This window comes from Promicromonospora sp. NPDC052451, from assembly GCF_044547525.1.
Lineage (GTDB): Bacteria > Actinomycetota > Actinomycetes > Actinomycetales > Cellulomonadaceae > Promicromonospora.
Map to the genome: position 1 here is coordinate 17,232 of NZ_JBIUAP010000004.1, position 17,346 is coordinate 34,577.

Consider the following 17,346-nt stretch of genomic DNA (forward strand, 5'->3'; position numbering starts at 1 on the left):
GGGCGCAGTCTTGCGGTGGTCCGGGACGACGGCGGCCCGGTCGGTCAGGGGGCTCGTCGTCCGGTGGTCCCGGCGGCCGCGCCCCTCAGGTGCGCGCGGAGGCGTCCGCGTCGGACTCCTCCACTGCTGCTGTCTTGCCTTCCTCCGGCTCGGCCTCGGCCTCACCGGTCCCTGCAACTGCTGGGTCAGGTGCCGGCTCGGCACGCGGGCCGAGCGGCGGTTCGTCGTCCTGCGGCCGCAGCCGTACCGACTCTTCCCTGGTGGGGAACCTCCGAGCCAGCACGATCGAGACCACCAGGGCTGCCAGGCCCAGCAGGATCGAGGTCCAGACGTTGAGGCGGAGCCCCAGCACCACCTCCGCATCGTCGATGCGGAGCATCTCGATCCAGACCCGTCCGAGAGTGTAGAGCAGGACGTACGCCCAGAATACCCGCCCATGACCCAACTTGAACCGACGGTCGAGAAACAGCAGGGCTCCGGCCATCACGAGATTCCACAGGAGCTCGTACAGGAACGTCGGGTGGAACAGGGTGCCCTCCGGGTACGGCACGCCCGTGGCCGGGTTGGTCACCAGGTATCCGGTGTCGATGTGCAGACCCCAGGGCAGCTCGGTGGGCCGCCCGTACAGCTCCTGGTTGAACCAGTTGCCGAGCCGGCCCACGGCCTGCGCCACGAGCAGGCCGGGCGCCACGGCGTCGGCGAACGACGAGAACCGCACCCCCTGCCTGCGGCAGCCGAGCCACGCGCCGACGGCGCCGAGCGCGACGGCGCCCCAGATGCCCAGGCCGCCCTCCCAGACGTAGAGCGCCGCGACAGGGTCGCCCCCGCCGGAGAAGTTCTCGCCGAAGTACCGGTCGGGCGAGGACAGCACATGGTAGAGACGCCCGCCGACGATGCCGAACGGCACCGCCCAGAACGCGATCTCCAGCACGTCCTCGGGGTTGCCGCCGCGGGCCCTCCACCGCCGGGCCGTCAGCCACACCGCGAGCACGATGCCGGCGAGGATCGACAGCGCGTAGGCCCGCAGCGGGAAGATGCCCAGGTACCAGGTGTGCTCGGCGGGACTGGGTATCCCGGCGGCCACCTCGCTCGCTGCGGGCAGCACTGCGGACGCCTCGGCGGCCAGGTCGGCCACCAGGGCGGCCGGCAGTGCGGTCAGCAGCGTCACGGTACCTCTCCGGGGACGGCGGTCGCGCCGGCGGGTGCGGTGGCGCGAGCCGACCGTACCCCGGCGGCGAGGTCCTCCGTCACCTCGGCCAGATTCGTGAGACGGGCCGCCCATGCGGCGTCGTCCAGCGGGCCCTCGGCCAGCAGCGGCCGCACCAGGGCCGAGCCCACGATGACACCGTCCGCGAAGCGGCCCACCTCGGCGGCCTGTGCCCCGCTGGAGACGCCCAGGCCGACGCAGACGTTCGCCGCGCCCGCGGCACGCGTGTCCGCGACGAGCTGCTCCGCACGCGAGCCCACCTGGGCACGCTCGCCGGTCACCCCCATGAGCGAGGCGGCGTAGACGAAGCCGCGCGACGCGTCGACCGTCAGCCGCAGCCGCTCCGCGGTGGTGCTCGGGGCCACCAGGAACACGCGGTCCAGCCCGTGCGCCTCGCTGGCCGCCAGCCAGTCGGCGCCCTCGTCCGGGATCAGGTCCGGCGTGATCAGCCCGGCGCCACCCGCGGCCGCGAGATCGCGCGCGAACGCGTCCGCCCCGTACTTGAGCACCGGGTTCCAGTAGGTCATGACGAGCACGGGGACGTGCGGCGCGTAGTCGGTCAGCGCCCGCACCACCCGGAAGACGTCGCGGACCCGCGCACCGGCGTCGAGCGCGCCCTGCGCCGCGGCCTGGATCACCGGGCCGTCCAGGACGGGGTCGGTGTACGGGATGCCGAGCTCGATGACGTCCACGCCGTGGTCGATGATCGTCCTGAGGGCCTCGATCGACCGCTCCACGGTCGGGTAGCCCACGGGGAGGTAGCCCACCAGCGCGGGCCGGTCCTCCTGCGTGCGCAGCCGGTCGATCAGCTCGGCCGTCGGCGACGTCGTGCGCGGCGTACCCGCCGCCTCGGTCACGGTGCTCATCCCCGGCCCTCCTGTCGTTCCAGCTCCTCGGCCGCCGCGCCGCCCTCCAGCAGCCCGAACCACCTGGCCGCCGTGGCCACGTCCTTGTCGCCGCGCCCGGAGAGGTTCACCAGGACCAGCAGCGGCTCGCCGTCCGGCCCCGTGCGCCCCTCGTCCGCCGCGGCCCGGCCCACCCGCAGGGCGCCCGCCAGGGCGTGCGCCGACTCGATGGCCGGGATGATGCCCTCCGTGCGGCACAGCAGGCGGAACGCCTCCATGGCCTCGTCGTCGGTCACGGGCTCGTACGTGGCGCGACCCAGGTCGTGCAGCCAGGCGTGGGCCGGGCCGACGCTCGGGTAGTCCAGGCCGGCGGACACCGAGTGGCTGGGCAGGGTCTGCCCGTCGTCGTCCTGGAGCAGGTAGGAGCGGGCACCGTGCAGCACGCCCGGCGCGCCGCCGCTGAACCGGGCGGCGTGCAGGCCGGAGCCGATGCCCTCGCCGCCGGCCTCGAACCCGTACAGGTCCACGCCCTCGTCGTCGAGGAACGCGTTGAAGATGCCCAGCGCGTTGGACCCGCCGCCCACGCACGCCGCCACCACGTCGGGCAGGCGCCCGGCGCGCTCGAGGATCTGCTCGCGCGCCTCCTCGCCGATGATCCGGTGGAACTGGCGCACCATCTCCGGGAACGGGTGCGGGCCCGTGACGGTGCCCAGCAGGTAGTGCGTCGTCTCGACGTTGGCGACCCAGTCGCGCAGGGCCTCGTTGATCGCGTCCTTGAGCGTGCGCGACCCGATCTTGACCGGCACCACCTCGGCGCCCAGCAGGCGCATGCGGGCCACGTTCAGGGCCTGGCGGCGCGTGTCCTCCTCGCCCATGTAGACCACGCACTCGAGGTCCATCAGGGCGGCCGCGGTGGCGGTGGCGACGCCGTGCTGGCCCGCCCCCGTCTCCGCGATGAGCCGCTTCTTGCCCATCCGCTTGACCAGCAGGGCCTGGCCCAGCACGTTGTTGATCTTGTGCGAGCCGGTGTGGTTGAGGTCCTCCCGCTTGAGGAACACCCGCGCGTTGCCCGCGTGCGCGGCGAACCGCGGCACCTCGGTCAACGGGCTCGGCCGGCCCGTGTACTCACGGTGCAGGCGCTGCAGCTCCGCCGCGAACGCCGGGTCGCCGGCCGCCTTGCGGAACTCGGTGTCCAGCTCGTCGAGCGCGGCGATGAGCGCCTCGGGCACGAACCGTCCGCCGTACTGCCCGAAGTACGGGCCGGAGACGTCAGCAAGCTTCACGTCGGTCACCTGGGTTCCTTTCGCAGCGGGGTCAGGACGGGCGGACGGACTTCAGCGACGGGTGCGAGCCCGCCGCGACCAGGTCGGCCACCGAGGCACGCGGGGCGCCGTCGGTCACGAGCGCCTCGCCCACCAGGACGGCGTCCGCCCCGGCACGCGCCATGTCCATCACGTCGTGCGGGCCGCGGATGCCGGACTCCGCGATCTTGACCACGTCGTCCGGGATGTACTCGGCGAGGCTGCTGAACAGGCCCCGGTCGAGCTCGAGGGTCTTGAGGTTGCGGTGGTTGACGCCGATCACGCGGGCCCCGGCGTCGACCGCCCGGCGGACCTCCTCGAGGCTGTGCGTCTCCACCAGGGCGGTCATGCCGAGGGAGTGCACCCGCTCGACGAGCGACTCCAGGACGGTCTGCTCCAGCGCCGCCACGATGAGCAGCACGAGGTCGGCGCCGTGCGCGCGCGCCTCCCACACCTGGTAGGGCGTGACCACGAAGTCCTTGCGCAGCACCGGGATGTCCACCCGGCCGCGCACCGCGTCCAGGTCGGCCAGCGAACCGTTGAACCGGCGCTGCTCCGTGAGCACCGAGATCACGGACGCGCCGCCGGTCTCGTACTCGACGGCGAGTGCCGCCGGGTCGGCGATCGGCGCCAGCGAGCCCTTGCTGGGGCTCGACCGCTTCACCTCGGCGATCACCGAGACGGCGTCCGCCTGCTTGAGCCGGCCGACGCACTCGAGGGCTCCGGGCACCGCGGCGGCGCGCTCCTTGAGCGCGTCGAGAGACACCCTCGCCTCACGCTCCGCGAGGTCCTCACGAACCCCCGCGACGATGTCCTCCAGGACCGACATGTGATGAGCCTCCCCGTGGCCTTGCTCTGTTCTCGTCATACGCCTCGAACGCTTGACTGATCTGCTTGCTCGGCTGCTCGCCGCCCGGCACGCCGGTGTGCGTGCCCGCCGCGGACGTCCGCCCCCACCGCCATCGTAGGCGGAGCCGGGGTGTGGTCCTGACCACTCCCGGACCGTGAGACGACGCCTCGTCAGATCCCGGTCGGATCCCGCTCTGGTCGCGCCGGGATCAGAGCCAGGGGGTCAGGTACGGCTGCAGCGCGGGGAGGTTGCGGGCCACGAAGAACGCGAGCGCGACGCCCAGGGTGACCCAGCCCGCGGTGCTCGACAGCCCCCGGACCGGCCGCCCGCGGGCAGCGGACACCAGCCAGGCCACCCAGAGGGCCACCACCACGGGGGCGGCGACGGTCCACAGGGCGTTGGCCGACCACGCGCCCGCGAGGTCGAGGTGCGCCAGGTCGTGCGTGGCCCGCAGGCCCCCGCACAGCGGGCAGGCCAGGCCGGTCAGCTCCAGCAGCGGGCAGAACCCGTAGGAACCGCGCACGTGCGGGTCGCGGACGGCCAGCAGGAGCGTGGCCGCCGCGACGGAGGCACCGGTCAGCAGCGGCGCCCGGAGCGCCCGCGGGAGGCCGCCGTTCCCGGCAGCCGCCGGGGCGGCGGGCTTCCCGGCCTGCTTCCCGGCCTGCTCAAGAATGGGTCCCACCCGCCAGGAAGCGGGCGACCACCAGCACGATGACGCCCGCCAGGATGGCCAGCGAGATCCAGCCGAGCACGACGCCGGTCAGCGCCATGCCCTCGTTGTCGGCCTCGCCGGCCCGCACGGCGCGCCGGCCCTGGTTGCCGAGGATGATGGCGGGCACGCCCGTGAGGGCGCCGAGCGCCAGCACGACCGACGCGATGCCCAGCACCAGCGACCACACCCCCAGGCTGTTGCGGGGGTGGGAGCGGGGCGCTGCGGCCATCGCGAGCTCGGTCATGGCGGACCTACCGCTGGACCTTCTTCTGACCGAGCCCCAGGTTGCGCAGCACCAGGCCGGCGATCAGCGAGACACCGATCACGACGAAGCCGAGCACGAACACGACGCCCCAGGAGGACGAGGTCTGCGCCACGATGACACCCCACGAGGAGATCAGCACGCCCAGCGTGATACCGACCATCGTCACCCACGCAGCGACCGTGTGGCCGTGGTTGTGCGGCGGGACCGCCGGCGGCAGGTAGGCGATCTCGGGCTTGTTCTCGGTCATCGCAGGTGGGTGCCTTTCGTGTCGTGCGGTACGCGCTCAGCCTAACCGCTCACCGGCAGGTGAGCGGCCCGGGGGTCAGCGCCCGGTCGGGTCGTCGCCGCGGGACAGGGCGTCCCAGGCGTCGTGGGGGTCGATCTCGCCGTCGGGCTCGCCGCCGGGCCCGGGGTGGGGCCCGGCGCCGGGCTCCGTCGTGCCGGCGCCGGCGGCGGGCTGGGTGCCCGGGGCGGCCTGGCCGCCCGCAGCGGGCGCGCCCGCGCGCTCGTGCCGCCCGGACGTCGCCGCCCAGCCGCGGGCCGCCACGCCGCCCCAGACGGCGACGACGACGGCCAGCACACCGGTGGCCACGGCGGCCCACGGCCACGCCGTCAGCACGACGGGCGACGTGAGATCCGTGACACCGCTGGAGGCGGACGCGGCAGCGGTGGCCGCCGGGGTCGGGTCGGCGACGACGGCGAGCGTGCTGACCACCACCAGGACGCCGGCCGCGGCAGCGACGACGAGGGCCACGTACCGGGCCACCCGCCCCGTGAGGGCGCACGCGATCCCAGCGGCGAGCAGCACGAGCGCCCCGGCGCCGACGCCGGGGGCCGCCGAGGTCCCCGCGGCGGCGACGGCCACCTCGGGCTCCAGCGCCGTGGCGACGGTGGTGGTCACCCAGGTGGGCGACCCCGTGCCGAAGGTGAGCGCGCCCAGGACGAGCAGCGCCAGGACGGTGCGGGTCCGGGTCACTCGGCACCTCCGGAGGTCCGCAGCGGCGCCAGCCGGGAGGCGAGCTGCACGGCGCGCACCGCCGCGGCGGCCTTGTTCCGCGACTCGGCGTACTCCAGGGCGGGCACCGAGTCGGCCACGATGCCGCCGCCCGCCTGGACGCTGGCGCGGCCGCCGGAGATGTACGCGGTGCGGATGGCGATGGCCATGTCCATGTTGCCGCCGAAGTCGAAGTAGCCGCACACGCCGCCGTAGATGCCGCGGGAGGCGGGCTCCAGCTCGTCGATCAGGGCGATGGCCCGGGGCTTGGGCGCACCCGACAGGGTGCCGGCCGGGAACGTCGCCCGCAGCGCGTCCAGGGCGCTGCGGCCGGCACGGAGCCGGCCCACGACGGTGGAGCAGATGTGCATGATGTGGCTGAACCGCCGCACCTTCATGAACTCGACCACCTCGACGCTGGTCGGCTCGCAGACCTTGACCAGGTCGTTGCGGGACAGGTCGACGAGCATGATGTGCTCGGCCCGCTCCTTGGGGTCGGCCAGGAGCTCCTCGCCGAGCTCGGCGTCCTCCTCCGGGTGCGCGCCGCGCGGCCGCGAACCGGCGATCGGGTAGGTGGTGACGTGGCCGTCGTCGACCTTGACCAGCGTCTCCGGGCTCGAGCCCACGACGGAGAACTCGGTGCCGTCCGGCTTGGCCAGGTGGAAGTAGTACATGTACGGGCTGGGGTTGATGGTCCGCAGCGCGCGGTACACGTCCAGCGGGTCGGCCGGGCAGTCCAGGTCGAGGCGCTGGGAGAGCACCACCTGGAACACCTCGCCGTCGCGGATCGCCTCCTTGCCGGCGAGCACCGCGTCCTCGAACTCCTGGCGGGTCGAGCGGAACTCCAGCTCCGGCTCCGGGACCTCGGCCACGACCGACGTGACACGCGGTCCGGCGGCGGCGAGCCGGGCCTCCATGGCGTCCAGCCGGGCCACGGCGTCCGCGTGGGCCTCGTCGACACGGTCGTCGGTGGCGTCGGCGTTGATCGCGTTGGCGACGAGCCAGACCGTGCCCTCGCGGTGGTCGACCACGGCCAGGTCGGTCGCGAGGCACAGGGCGAGCTCCGGCGCACCCACCTCGTCCGGCGCGGTGGCCGGCAGCGTGGGCTCCCAGTGCCGCACGACGTCCCACCCGAGCACGCCCGCCAGACCGCCGGTGAGCGGCGGCAGGTTGGCCACGCCGGGCGTGCGCAGCGCGTCGAGGGCGGCCTCCAGCACGTCGACGACGTCGCCCTGCGTCGGGATGCCGACCGGCACGTCACCGGTCCAGACGGCCCGTCCCCGGTCGCTGGTCAGCGTCGCGCGGGATGCGACGCCGACGAACGACCACCGCGCCCACACCCCGGACTCGGCGGACTCCAGGATGAAGCTGCCGGGCCGGCTCCCGGCGAGCGTGCGGTAGAGGCCGACGGGCGTCGCGTCGTCGGCCAGCAGCGGGCGGACCACCGGGATCACCCGGCGGTCGGCGGCCATCGCGCGGAACTCCGGCAGGCTCGGCCAGGTGCGGCCCCACGGCAGGTCGGCCGGCGCGGTCGCCGGGCTCGCCTCGTGGGTGGCTGGCTGGCTGTCGAGCTGGGTCACCGGGTCTCCTCGTCCTGCTGGTCGCGTTCGCCCACCACCGCGCCCAGGTCACCGCCGGCGTCGAAGCACGTGCGGGTGCCCGTGTGGCAGGCGGCTCCCACCTGGTCCACGCGGACCAGCAGGGCGTCGCCGTCGCAGTCGATGCTCGCGGCCTTGACGTACTGGGCGTGCCCGGACGTGTCCCCCTTGCGCCAGTACTCCTGGCGGCTGCGCGACCAGAACGTCACCCGGCCCTCGGTGAGGGTGCGGCGCAACGCCTCGTCGTCCATCCAGCCGACCATGAGCACCTCGCCCGTGTCGTGCTGCTGGACGACGGCGGCCACCAGGCCGGCGTCGTCCCGCTTGAGCCGGGCTGCGATCGTGGGATCTAGAACTTCGGGCACCAGAGAATCCTGCCACGTCCGCGACCCCCGCCCCCACCGGGCCCGAGATCTGGTCAGCGGGTCTGGGAGACCCAGCTCGCGTGCATGCGGGCGTAGATGCCGTCCGCCGCCGCCAGCTCCTCGTGCGGGCCCACCTCGGCGACGTGCCCCTGGTCCACCACGACCACGAGGTCGGACGCCTCGGCGGTCGAGAGCCGGTGCGCGATCGTGATGGTGGAACGGCCCGCCGTCAGCGAGTCCAGGGCCCGCGCGATCCGCACCTCGGTCGCCGGGTCCACCGCGGAGGTCGCCTCGTCGAGCACGAGCAGGTCCGGCTGCGCGAGGTAGGCGCGCGCGATCGCGACGAGCTGCCGCTCCCCCGCCGAGAGCGCCTCGCCGCGCTGGCCCACCGCGGTGTCCAGCCCGTCGGGCAGGTCGGCCACCCAGTCGAGGAGCCCGAGCTCGGCGAAGGCCCGCTCCACGGCGGCCCGCGGGTCGGCGTCCGGCGCGCGCAGCCCGTAGGCCGCGTTGTCGAGCACGGTGCCGTCGAACAGGAAGCCCTCCTGCGGCACCAGCACCACGCGCTCACGCAGGGAGGCGAACGAGAGGTCGCGCAGGTCGGTGCCGTCGAGCTCCACGGCACCCGAGGTCGGGTCCATGAGCCGCGTGACCAGCTTGGCGATGGTGGTCTTGCCGGAACCGGTCTGGCCCACCACGGCGACCTTGGTGCGCGGCGGCAGGTCCAGCGTCACGCCGTGCAGCACCTCGGGTCCGCCCGGGTAGGCGAACCGCACGTCCCGCAGCGTCACGTGGGCAGGCCCCCGCTCCTGCGCGACGGCGCCCGGCTTCTCGGCCACCTGCACCGGCGTCTCGATGACGGCGATCACGCGCCGCCAGCCGGCCACGGCGTTCTGCAGCTCGTTGAGGATCTCCGTGGCCATCTGCACCGGTCCCGTGAACAGCTGCACGAGGAACAGGAACGCGACGAGCTGGCCCGCCGTCAGCCCGCCGCCCACGCCGAGCAGCGTGCCCACGACCACCACGATCGCCAGCACCAGGTTGGAGATCAGCACGCCCGAGGAGAACGTGGCCGCGACCAGCACCTGCGACCGGGCCTGGGCGCTGCGGGTGGCCTCGACGGCGTCGCCGATGCGGCGGCCCGTGCGCTCGGCGGCGCCGTACGCGCGCACCGTCTCTGCACCCACCACCGACTCCGAGACGGCGCCGAGCATCGCGCCGACGCGCTCGCGCACCAGCGTGTAGGCACGGTTCACGTACTTCTGCCCGTACCGGATCACGAGGAACATCGGCACGAAGGCGACCCACACCACTGCGGTCAGGATCGGCGAGTAGACCAGCATCAGAGCGGTCGCCACGATCACCTGCAGCACGTTGACGAGCAGCATGATGCCGCCCCACTGCACGAACAGCGACACCGTGTCCACGTCGTTGGTCACGCGCGAGACCAGCGCGCCGCGGCGCTCGGTGTTCTGCGTGAGGGTCGACAGGTCGTGCACGTGCCGGAACGCCGTGGTGCGCAACGTCGCGAGCCCGGCCTCGGCCGAGCGGAACAGGCGCACGTTCACCAGCGCCGCGCACAGCCCGGCCAGCACGAGCGCACCCGTGGCGAGCAGCGCCAGGAGCGCCACCCGCCCCGCGTCGGGCCCGCCGTCGGCCAGGATGCCGACGTCGATGGTCTGCTGCACCGCGAGCGGCACCACCACGCGGCCGGCCGCCGCCAGAGCCGCCAGGCCGAGGGTGAGCCACAGCCCGCGGGTGATCTCGGGGCTGAGCTCGATGCCCCGCCGCAGCGTCGCCAGCACGCCGAGGCGGCTGGCGGACTCGATGCGGGCGCCGTCGGCGTCGAGCAGGTCCTCGGGGACGTCCGTGCCGTCCGCCTCGGGTGCGTCGGTCGTCGCGGTCATCGGGACACCTCTTCCAGCTCGTCGTCCAGCGCGTCGCCCAGGTCGCGGCCCACGCCGTCGCCCACGTCGCCGCCCACGTCGCCGCCCGCCGCGGCAGCGTCGGCCCGCTCCTGCTCGCGGCGCTCCGTCTCCGCCTCGTAGGCGGTGGCGAGCTCGCGGTAGCCGGCGTCGCGCGCCATCAGCTCGGCGTGCGTTCCGGTGTCGACGACCCGCCCGCCGTCGACGTGGACCACACGGTCCGCGAGCGCCACCGACGACATCCGGTAGGCGACCATGATCACCGTCGTGCCGCGGCCGGGTCCGGCGCCCGCCGTGTCGTCGGCGAGGCCGCGCAGGATCTCTTGTTCGACCCGCGGGTCGACGGCGCTGGTCGCGTCGTCGAGCACGAGCAGGCGCGGCGCACGCACCAGGGCGCGCGCGATGGCGAGCCGCTGACGCTGACCGCCGGAGAGGTTGGCACCGCGCTCGCCGAGCGGGGCGTCGAGGCCGCCCGGCAGCCCGCGCACGGTGTCGGCGAGGCGGGCGAGCTCCAGGGCGTGCCACACCTCGTCGTCGGACGGCGAGCCGGGGGCGCCCGGGTCGGCGAGCGTGACGTTGCCGCGCACGGTGTCCTCGAAGACGAACGTGGTCTGCGTGACGAGGGCGACATGGGCGGGGATCTCGCCGTCGGCGAGGGTCCGCGCGTCGACGTCGTCCAGGAGCACGCGACCGCGCGTCGGGTCCGACAGCCGGGCCAGGAGGCTCACGAGCGTGGTCTTGCCGGCCCCGGTGCTGCCCACGACGGCCACGGTGGCACCTGGCTCGACGGCCACGTCCACACCGTCGAGCAGCGTGATGGTCCGGCCGAGCGCGCCACCGGTGGCAGGGACGTCGACGCCGACGCCCTCCAGCCGGACGGCCAGCCCGCCGCGACGGGCGGGCAGCCGGGCGTCGCCGTACGCGAGCGCGCCGGTGGAGTCGACGACCTGCGCGATGCGCTCGTAGCCGACCAGGGCGCGGGGCAGCTCACCGAGCACCCAGCCGAAGGCCTGGACCGGCACGGTCATCATCGTGAGCAGGTAGGCGGCGGTGACGACGTCGCCCGCCACGATGTCCCCGGTCGCGACGCGCCAGGTGCCGATGCCGAGCACCAGCAGGGTGCCGACCGCCGGGAGGGTCTGGATGACGGGGTCGAACAGCGAGCGGACGATGCCGACGCGGACGTTCGCGGCGCGCAGCTCCTGCGTGCGGGCGTCGAACCGGCTCTCCTCGCGCCCCTCGGTACCGAGGGCCTTGACCAGGAGGGCCGCCTCGAAGCTCTCGTGCGCGACGTCGGCGACGTCGCCGCGCAGCCGCTGCGCCCGGGTGACCGCGGGCGACATGTGCCGCTGGTAGACGGCGTTGACGGCGACGGTGATCGGGATGACGGCGAGCGCCGCGAGGGCCAGCCAGGGGTCGACGGCCAGGAGCATGCCCACGGCGACGCCGATCATGACCACGACGCCGAGCGCGAACGGCAGCGGGTTGAAGACGCCGGTGGCGGCCTCGGTGTCCGAGGTGGTGTGGTTCAGGAGCTGGCCGGCCGGGTGGGCGCGGTGCCAGGACCCGGGCAGGCGCAGGTACTGCCGGGTCAGGGCGGTGCGGTGGTCGGCCTGGATGGCGACCACGCCGTACCCGGCCCAGATGCGCCGCCCGGCCACGGCCAGGGCGAGCGACAGCGCGACGGCGGCGAGCACGAACCCGGCGAGCCAGATCCGGTCGCGGGCGGACTCGTCGCCTGCGATCGCGGGGACCACCACCGTGTCGGTGGCCCAGCCGACCGCCCGGCTGACGGCCACCGTCAGGGCCCCGAAGAGGCCCGACGCGCCCACGGCCAGGACGTAGAGGCCGGGGTGGGCGCGCATGCCGCGCCACATGAGGGCGAGCGAGCGCCGGACACGAGAGCCGGTGAGGGCCATCGGTGCGGTGCGCGGGGCGTCTGGGGGCACGGCAAGACCTCGCTTCTCGGGGGGTGCTCTGATTTTCTCACGGCCCGGGAATCGATTCGACGGTATTTCGCCCTGGGCGTCGACGACGCTACGACCTGAACCTATGTTGAGGTCAACCGCCCGTCCGGGCGCGGCCCGTCCGGTGTCAGCGAACCTCCAGGCCGGCGGCCCGCATCGCGTCCTTGACCTGCCCCACGGTGAGCGCGCCGAAGTGGAACACCGACGCGGCCAGCACGGCGTCCGCCCCGGCGCGTGCCGCCTCGACGAAGTGCTCCGGCGTGCCGGCCCCGCCGGACGCGACGAGCGGCACGTGCACCCGCTCGCGCACCGCGCGGAGCATCTCCAGGTCGAACCCGGCGGTGGTGCCGTCGGCGTCCATCGAGTTGAGCAGGATCTCCCCCGCGCCCAGCTTCGCCGCCCGCTCGGCCCACTCGACGGCATCGATCCCCGTGCCCCGGCGCCCGCCGTGCGTGGTGACCTCGTAGCCCGACGGCGTGGTGACGTCGCCGGTGACGCGGCGCGCGTCGACGCTCAGGGTGAGCACCTGCGAGCCGAAGCGCTGCGCGATCTCGGCGATGAGCTCCGGCCGTGCGATGGCGGCGGTGTTCACGCCGACCTTGTCGGCGCCGGCGCGCAGCAGCCGGTCCACGTCGTCGGTCGAGCGCACGCCGCCGCCCACGGTGAGCGGCACGAACACCTGCTCGGCGGTGCGCCGCACCACGTCGACCATGGTCGCGCGGTCGCCCGACGAGGCGGACACGTCGAGGAACGTCAGCTCGTCGGCGCCCTCGGCGTCGTACCGGCCCGCGAGCTCGACCGGGTCCCCGGCGTCACGCAGGTCCGCGAAGTTGACGCCCTTGACCACCCGGCCCGCGTCGACGTCCAGGCACGGGATCACACGGATCGCGACGGACATCAGCCCTCCTCTTCCTGTGTCTTCTCGTCCCCGGCCTGCCGGGGTTCGTCCTCTGCGACCGCCTGGTGCGTGTCGAGGATGTCGACGACGTACACCATCGTCTCGCCGGCGAGCCGGCTCGTGGTGTCGGCGTAGCCGCTGTCCGGCGGCACCACCAGCATGACCTGGGAGCCCACGGTCTGTTCCAGGAGCCCCTGGTCCCAGCCCTCGACCAGCTTGCCGATGCCGATCTCCGCGGACTGCGGCGGGGTGCCCTCGGTCCACGTCGTGTCGACCACGCTCCCGTCGCTCCAGCGCACGGCCGTGAACTCGACCGTCACGATCTGCCCCGCCCGGACCTGAGGCCCGGCCCCGCGGATCAGCGGGTGCACCACCAGGTCCGACGGCGGTTCGGCGTCCGGGACCCGCACCGTGGGCGCACCGAGGTCGTCCAGCCGGACCTGCGGCAGCCCCTTGCCGGGCGGCTCGCCCGCGGTGCCGGACGCCCGCGCGGGCAGCACGTCGACCACGACCAGCACCGGCACGCCGTCCTGCTCGTCCAGGAGCGACAGCCGGGCGCCGACCCGCTGACCCTCCAGCGCCTCGAAGAGGTCGTTGCCGAGCGACGACTCGGTCATCGTGTACGCCGCGGGCGCCGTGCGGAACGTGTTCTGCAGCTCCGTGCCGTCGCGACCGTCCTCGGCGTACAGGTTCAGCAGCACGGGGTCGTCCCGTTCGAGCATGTCGCCGGTGCCCGGCCAGACCGTGCGCGAACCGGACCGGACCACGTCGAACGGCTTGTCGTACTCCAGCGTGGGCGGTGCGCCGTTCGCCCCGGTCACCTGCACGGGCTCCTGCGACACCGACGACGACGGCGCCGGGCCCACCTCGACCGGCAGGGAGGCGGGGGCGCACGCGGCGGTCCCGGTCATGACCGCCGCGGCCAGTGCACCGGCGACGACACGGACCCAGGAGCTCACTCGCGCAAGTCTCCCACGGACACGGGCGTGCCCCGGGACCCGTCCACGACGAGCGCCCGGGGCACGCGTTCGGTCACATGCTCTCGATGAGGCGCTCCACCCGGTCGTCCACGCTCTTGAACGGGTCCTTGCACAGCACCGTGCGCTGGGCCTGGTCGTTCAGCTTGAGGTGCACCCAGTCCACCGTGTAGTCCCGGCGCGCCTCCTGGGCGGCCCGGACGAAGTCGCCGCGCAGCTTGGCCCGCGTGGTCTGCGGCGGCACCGCCGTGGACTCGAAGACCTCCAGGTCCGTGGTGACCCGCTCCACCATGCCCCGGGCCGCGAGCAGGTTGTACAGCCCCTCCGTGCGCGAGATGTCGTGGTAGGCCAGGTCGAGCCGGGCGATGCGCGGGTCGTCCAGGCCCATGCCGTGCTTCTCCTGATAGCGGCGGATCAGCTTGAGCTTGATGGCCCAGTCCAGCTCCCGGTCCACGAGCGTCAGGTCCTCGGTCTGCAGCGCGCGCAGGCCACGCTCCCACAGGTCGAGCACCTGCTTGACCACCGGCGTGACCTCCAGGTTGGCCTCCACCAGCTCCCGCGCCCGCTCGTAGTACTCCGACTGGATCTCGACGGCCGTCATGGTGCGGCCGTTGGCCAGCGTCACGGCGTGCTTGCCGGTGCGGTCGTGGCTGATCTCCCGGATCGCCCGGATCGGGTTCTCCAGGGTGAGGTCCCGCATCGGCACACCGGCCTCGACCAGCCGCAGCACCAGGTCCGTGGTGCCCACCTTGAGCATCGTGGTGGGCTCGGCCATCGACGAGTCGCCGACGATCACGTGCAGGCGCCGGTACAGCTCGGCGTCCGCGTGCGGCTCGTCGCGGGTGTTGATGATGGGCCGCGAGCGCGTCGTGGCGCTGGAGACCGCCTCCCAGATGTGGTCGGCCCGCTGCGACAGGCAGAACACCGCACCCCGGGGCGTCGAGAGCACCTTGCCCGCCCCCACCAGGATCTGCCGGGTGATGAGGAACGGCACCAGCACGTCGGACAGCCGCGAGAAGTCCCCCGACCGGCGCACCAGGTAGTTCTCGTGGCACCCGTACGAGTTGCCCGCCGAGTCGGTGTTGTTCTTGAACAGGTGGATCTTGCCCGGCAGGTCCTCGTGCTCCAGGCGCTGCTGGGCGTCCGCGACCAGGCCCTCCAGGATGCGCTCACCGCCGCGGTCGTAGGCGACGAGCTGGCGCACGTCGTCGCACTCGGCCGTCGCGTACTCCGGGTGCGAACCCACGTCGAGGTAGAGGCGGGAGCCGTTCCTCAGGAACACGTTCGAGGAACGGCCCCACGCCACCACCTTCCGGAACAGGTAGCGGGCCACCTCGTCGGCGGACAGACCACGCCCGTCGTCAGCGGCACACGTCACGCCGTACTCGGTCTCGAGACCGAAGATCCTACGGTCCATGGACTTCCCCTCCCCGTTCGCGGAACGCGCTGCTAGTGGTCGGTCCCGGACGAGGTGCCGGACGCCTCCGGCCCGTCGTCGGGCTTGTTCCCGGTCGGCTTCTCGGTGGGCTCGGTGGGCTCTTCCTCGGTCGGCTGCTTCTCGGTCGGCTGCTCGCCGGTGGGCTGCTCCGGCGTGCCCGGCTCAGGCGGGCCACCCTCCGGGACCGGCTTCGCGTCGGTCGGCGGAGCGTCGTCGCCCTGCGCCAGCAGGTCCGCCAGGACCTGCCGGTTCAGCCGGCGGAACGCCCGGCGCGGGCGGTCGCGCTCCAGCACCGCCACCTCGAGCTGGGCCGCCTCGATGGTGCGCGGCGTCGAACCCTCGCCCGAGCCGAGAGCCGCCACGGCCAGCCGGAGCGCCTCCCCGAGCGACAGGTCCGCCCGCCACCCCTCCTTGACGCGCCGGCCGAGCTGCTCCGCCTGGCCGCCCATGACCACGAAGCCGTGCTCGTCGGCCACCGTGCCGTCGTAGGTGAGCCGGTAGATCTGGTCGTCCGCGGCCTGGGCGCCCACCTCGGCCACGACGATCTCGACCTCGAGCGGCTTGGACTCGGTGATGAACACCGTGCCCAGCGTCTGCGCGTACGCGTTGGCGAGGCCGCGCGCCGTCACGTCGGACCGGTCGTAGGAGTACCCGCGCATGTCGGCGTACCGCACGCCGGCCACCCGCAGATTCTCGAACTCGTTGTACTTGCCCACGGCCGCGAACGCGATGCGGTCGTAGATCTCCGAGATCTTGTGCAGGGCCCGCGACGGGTTCTCCGTCGCGAAGGCGATACCGCCCTCGTAGGCGAGCACCACCACGGACCGGCCCCGGGCGATGCCCTTGCGGGCGAAGTCCGCCCGGTCCTTCATCAGCTGCTCGGGCGAGACGTAGAACGGCATGTTCATGCGAGGTACCCCCTGTCTCGGCGCTGCGCCACGATCTGCTCCGCCACGCGGGAGACCTCTGCGTCCTCGACGCGCTCGTACCCGTCCGCGGACACGACCGCGACCACCGGGAAGATGCCGCGCACGGTGTCCGGTCCGCCCGTCGCCGAGTCGTCGTCCGCGGCGTCGTACAACGACTCCACCGCGACCCGGACCGCCTCGTCGGCGTCCATCCCGTGCCGCCACAGCTTCTTCAGGGCACCCCGCGCGAAGAGCGATCCCGAGCCCACGCCGTGGTGCTCGTGCTCCTCGTACCGGCCGCCGGTGGCGTCGTAGCTGAAGATCCGGCCGATGCCCTTGTCCAGGTCGTAGCCCGCGAACAGCGGCACCACGGCCAGACCCTGCATCGCCATCGCGAGGTTGCCGCGCAGCATGGTGGCCAGCCGGTTCGCCTTGCCCGTGAGGGACAGCAGCGAGCCCTCGATCTTCTCGTAGTGCTCCAGCTCGAGCTGGAACAGGCGCACCAGCTCCAGCCCGATGCCGGCCGAGCCGGCGATGCCGACCGCCGAGTACTCGTCGGCCGGGAACACCTTCTCGATGCTGCGGCTGGCGATCATGGGCCCTGCGGTGGCACGGCGGTCACCTGCCAGCAGGACGCCGCCGTCGAAGGTCAGGGCCACGATCGTGGTGGCGTGCGGGGACAGGGTCGCCGGGTCGGTCACGCCCGCGGGCATGACGCGGTTCCCGGGCAGCCGGTCGGGGGCGTGCTCGGCCAGGAAGTCCACGAAGGACGACGATCCCGGACGCAGGAAGGCGTCCGGGAGTCGGCCTGCGGTGCGGTCTGCGTTCAGGTTCACTGCCCACCCTTCTGGACGAATCCGCGCACGAACGACTCGGCGTTCGTCTCGAGCACCTCGTCGATCTCCTCGAGCAGGGCGTCGACCTCGTCGTCGTCCTTCTGCGGTGCCGCGGCGGCGGGCGCCGGGGTCTCGGCGTCGTCGTCCGGAGTGCGGTCCTCGTGTGACGGGTTGATTCTTTCCTGACCGGCCATGATCGCCTCCTGGTGATTCTCTGACGTAACGCTGGTCCTGAAGCCTAGGCCCTGACCCTGGAGCTTGAC

General features: G+C 73.5%; 18 protein-coding genes. All 18 read right to left on the reverse strand.

The window, feature by feature from the left end:
• Positions 1–85: 85 nt before the first annotated feature.
• The 18 genes from lgt to ACIG47_RS08130 all read right to left on the reverse strand — a co-directional run bounded on the left by lgt (position 86) and on the right by ACIG47_RS08130 (position 17,277).
• Positions 86–1,168 (reverse strand): prolipoprotein diacylglyceryl transferase, encoded by a 1,083-nt coding sequence (lgt, locus tag ACIG47_RS08045; protein WP_397430367.1) that lies wholly within the window; start codon positions 1,166–1,168, stop codon positions 86–88.
• Positions 1,165–2,073, reverse strand: a complete 909-nt coding sequence (trpA, locus tag ACIG47_RS08050; RefSeq protein ID WP_397430368.1) for a tryptophan synthase subunit alpha — start codon at positions 2,071–2,073, stop codon at positions 1,165–1,167. The genes lgt and trpA overlap by 4 nt, the downstream gene beginning before the upstream one ends.
• The gene (gene trpB / locus ACIG47_RS08055; protein ID WP_397430369.1) at positions 2,070–3,344 is read right to left on the reverse strand and encodes a tryptophan synthase subunit beta; all 1,275 of its coding nucleotides are present in this window, start codon (positions 3,342–3,344) and stop codon (positions 2,070–2,072) included. Before trpB ends, trpA begins: the two co-directional genes overlap by 4 nt.
• A gap of 22 nt (positions 3,345–3,366) precedes the next feature.
• Positions 3,367–4,182, reverse strand: coding sequence for an indole-3-glycerol phosphate synthase TrpC (gene trpC, locus ACIG47_RS08060; protein ID WP_397417305.1), 816 nt, complete (start codon positions 4,180–4,182; stop codon positions 3,367–3,369).
• 229 nt (positions 4,183–4,411) lie between these two features.
• Positions 4,412–4,885, reverse strand: coding sequence for a DUF2752 domain-containing protein (locus tag ACIG47_RS08065; protein ID WP_397430370.1), 474 nt, complete (start codon positions 4,883–4,885; stop codon positions 4,412–4,414).
• On the reverse strand, positions 4,869–5,159 hold the full coding sequence (locus ACIG47_RS08070; RefSeq protein ID WP_397430371.1) for a DUF4190 domain-containing protein: 291 nt from the start codon (positions 5,157–5,159) through the stop codon (positions 4,869–4,871). The genes ACIG47_RS08065 and ACIG47_RS08070 overlap by 17 nt, the downstream gene beginning before the upstream one ends.
• A gap of 7 nt (positions 5,160–5,166) precedes the next feature.
• Entirely contained in the window at positions 5,167–5,427 is a 261-nt protein-coding gene (locus ACIG47_RS08075) for an HGxxPAAW family protein (protein WP_397417299.1), read from the reverse strand.
• Positions 5,428–5,502: 75 nt separating this feature from the next.
• Positions 5,503–6,156 (reverse strand): Trp biosynthesis-associated membrane protein, encoded by a 654-nt coding sequence (locus ACIG47_RS08080; RefSeq protein ID WP_397430372.1) that lies wholly within the window; start codon positions 6,154–6,156, stop codon positions 5,503–5,505.
• Complete coding sequence (locus ACIG47_RS08085) at positions 6,153–7,754, reverse strand: anthranilate synthase component I (RefSeq protein WP_397430373.1); 1,602 nt, start codon at positions 7,752–7,754, stop codon at positions 6,153–6,155. Before ACIG47_RS08085 ends, ACIG47_RS08080 begins: the two co-directional genes overlap by 4 nt.
• A complete protein-coding gene (hisI, locus tag ACIG47_RS08090; RefSeq protein ID WP_397417293.1) occupies positions 7,751–8,137 on the reverse strand; it encodes a phosphoribosyl-AMP cyclohydrolase in 387 nt (128 codons plus the stop codon). Before hisI ends, ACIG47_RS08085 begins: the two co-directional genes overlap by 4 nt.
• 53 nt (positions 8,138–8,190) lie before the next feature.
• Entirely contained in the window at positions 8,191–10,041 is a 1,851-nt protein-coding gene (locus ACIG47_RS08095; RefSeq protein WP_397417291.1) for an ABC transporter ATP-binding protein, read from the reverse strand.
• Positions 10,038–11,978 carry an ABC transporter ATP-binding protein gene (locus ACIG47_RS08100; RefSeq protein ID WP_397430662.1) on the reverse strand — a complete coding sequence of 647 codons (1,941 nt, stop codon included), beginning with the start codon at positions 11,976–11,978 and terminating at the stop codon, positions 10,038–10,040. Before ACIG47_RS08100 ends, ACIG47_RS08095 begins: the two co-directional genes overlap by 4 nt.
• A gap of 175 nt (positions 11,979–12,153) precedes the next feature.
• On the reverse strand, positions 12,154–12,924 hold the full coding sequence (gene hisF / locus ACIG47_RS08105; RefSeq protein ID WP_397417289.1) for an imidazole glycerol phosphate synthase subunit HisF: 771 nt from the start codon (positions 12,922–12,924) through the stop codon (positions 12,154–12,156).
• Positions 12,924–13,883: an FKBP-type peptidyl-prolyl cis-trans isomerase gene (locus ACIG47_RS08110; RefSeq protein WP_397430374.1), complete on the reverse strand. Its 960-nt coding sequence runs from the start codon at positions 13,881–13,883 to the stop codon at positions 12,924–12,926. Before ACIG47_RS08110 ends, hisF begins: the two co-directional genes overlap by 1 nt.
• 73 nt (positions 13,884–13,956) lie before the next feature.
• Positions 13,957–15,318, reverse strand: coding sequence for a Pup--protein ligase (gene pafA / locus ACIG47_RS08115; RefSeq protein WP_397417285.1), 1,362 nt, complete (start codon positions 15,316–15,318; stop codon positions 13,957–13,959).
• A 32-nt stretch (positions 15,319–15,350) separates the two neighbouring features.
• A complete protein-coding gene (prcA, locus tag ACIG47_RS08120; RefSeq protein ID WP_397430375.1) occupies positions 15,351–16,247 on the reverse strand; it encodes a proteasome subunit alpha in 897 nt (298 codons plus the stop codon).
• Complete coding sequence (prcB, locus tag ACIG47_RS08125; RefSeq protein WP_397430376.1) at positions 16,244–17,083, reverse strand: proteasome subunit beta; 840 nt, start codon at positions 17,081–17,083, stop codon at positions 16,244–16,246. The genes prcA and prcB overlap by 4 nt, the downstream gene beginning before the upstream one ends.
• Positions 17,080–17,277 carry a ubiquitin-like protein Pup gene (locus ACIG47_RS08130; protein ID WP_397417279.1) on the reverse strand — a complete coding sequence of 66 codons (198 nt, stop codon included), beginning with the start codon at positions 17,275–17,277 and terminating at the stop codon, positions 17,080–17,082. The genes prcB and ACIG47_RS08130 overlap by 4 nt, the downstream gene beginning before the upstream one ends.
• Positions 17,278–17,346: the final 69 nt, after the last annotated feature.

Excerpts from the sequence above, each read along its gene's own strand:
- trpA (WP_397430368.1), bottom strand. The coding sequence starts at position 2,073 with ATGAGCACCGTGACCGAGGCGGCGGGTACGCCGCGCACGACGTCGCCG.
- trpC (WP_397417305.1), bottom strand. The coding sequence starts at position 4,182 with ATGTCGGTCCTGGAGGACATCGTCGCGGGGGTTCGTGAGGACCTCGCG.
- ACIG47_RS08070 (WP_397430371.1), bottom strand. The coding sequence starts at position 5,159 with ATGACCGAGCTCGCGATGGCCGCAGCGCCCCGCTCCCACCCCCGCAAC.
- ACIG47_RS08075 (WP_397417299.1), bottom strand. The coding sequence starts at position 5,427 with ATGACCGAGAACAAGCCCGAGATCGCCTACCTGCCGCCGGCGGTCCCG.
- ACIG47_RS08095 (WP_397417291.1), bottom strand. The coding sequence starts at position 10,041 with ATGACCGCGACGACCGACGCACCCGAGGCGGACGGCACGGACGTCCCC.
- ACIG47_RS08100 (WP_397430662.1), bottom strand. The coding sequence starts at position 11,978 with ATGGCCCTCACCGGCTCTCGTGTCCGGCGCTCGCTCGCCCTCATGTGG.
- hisF (WP_397417289.1), bottom strand. The coding sequence starts at position 12,924 with ATGTCCGTCGCGATCCGTGTGATCCCGTGCCTGGACGTCGACGCGGGC.
- pafA (WP_397417285.1), bottom strand. The coding sequence starts at position 15,318 with ATGGACCGTAGGATCTTCGGTCTCGAGACCGAGTACGGCGTGACGTGT.
- prcA (WP_397430375.1), bottom strand. The coding sequence starts at position 16,247 with ATGAACATGCCGTTCTACGTCTCGCCCGAGCAGCTGATGAAGGACCGG.
- ACIG47_RS08130 (WP_397417279.1), bottom strand. The coding sequence starts at position 17,277 with ATGGCCGGTCAGGAAAGAATCAACCCGTCACACGAGGACCGCACTCCG.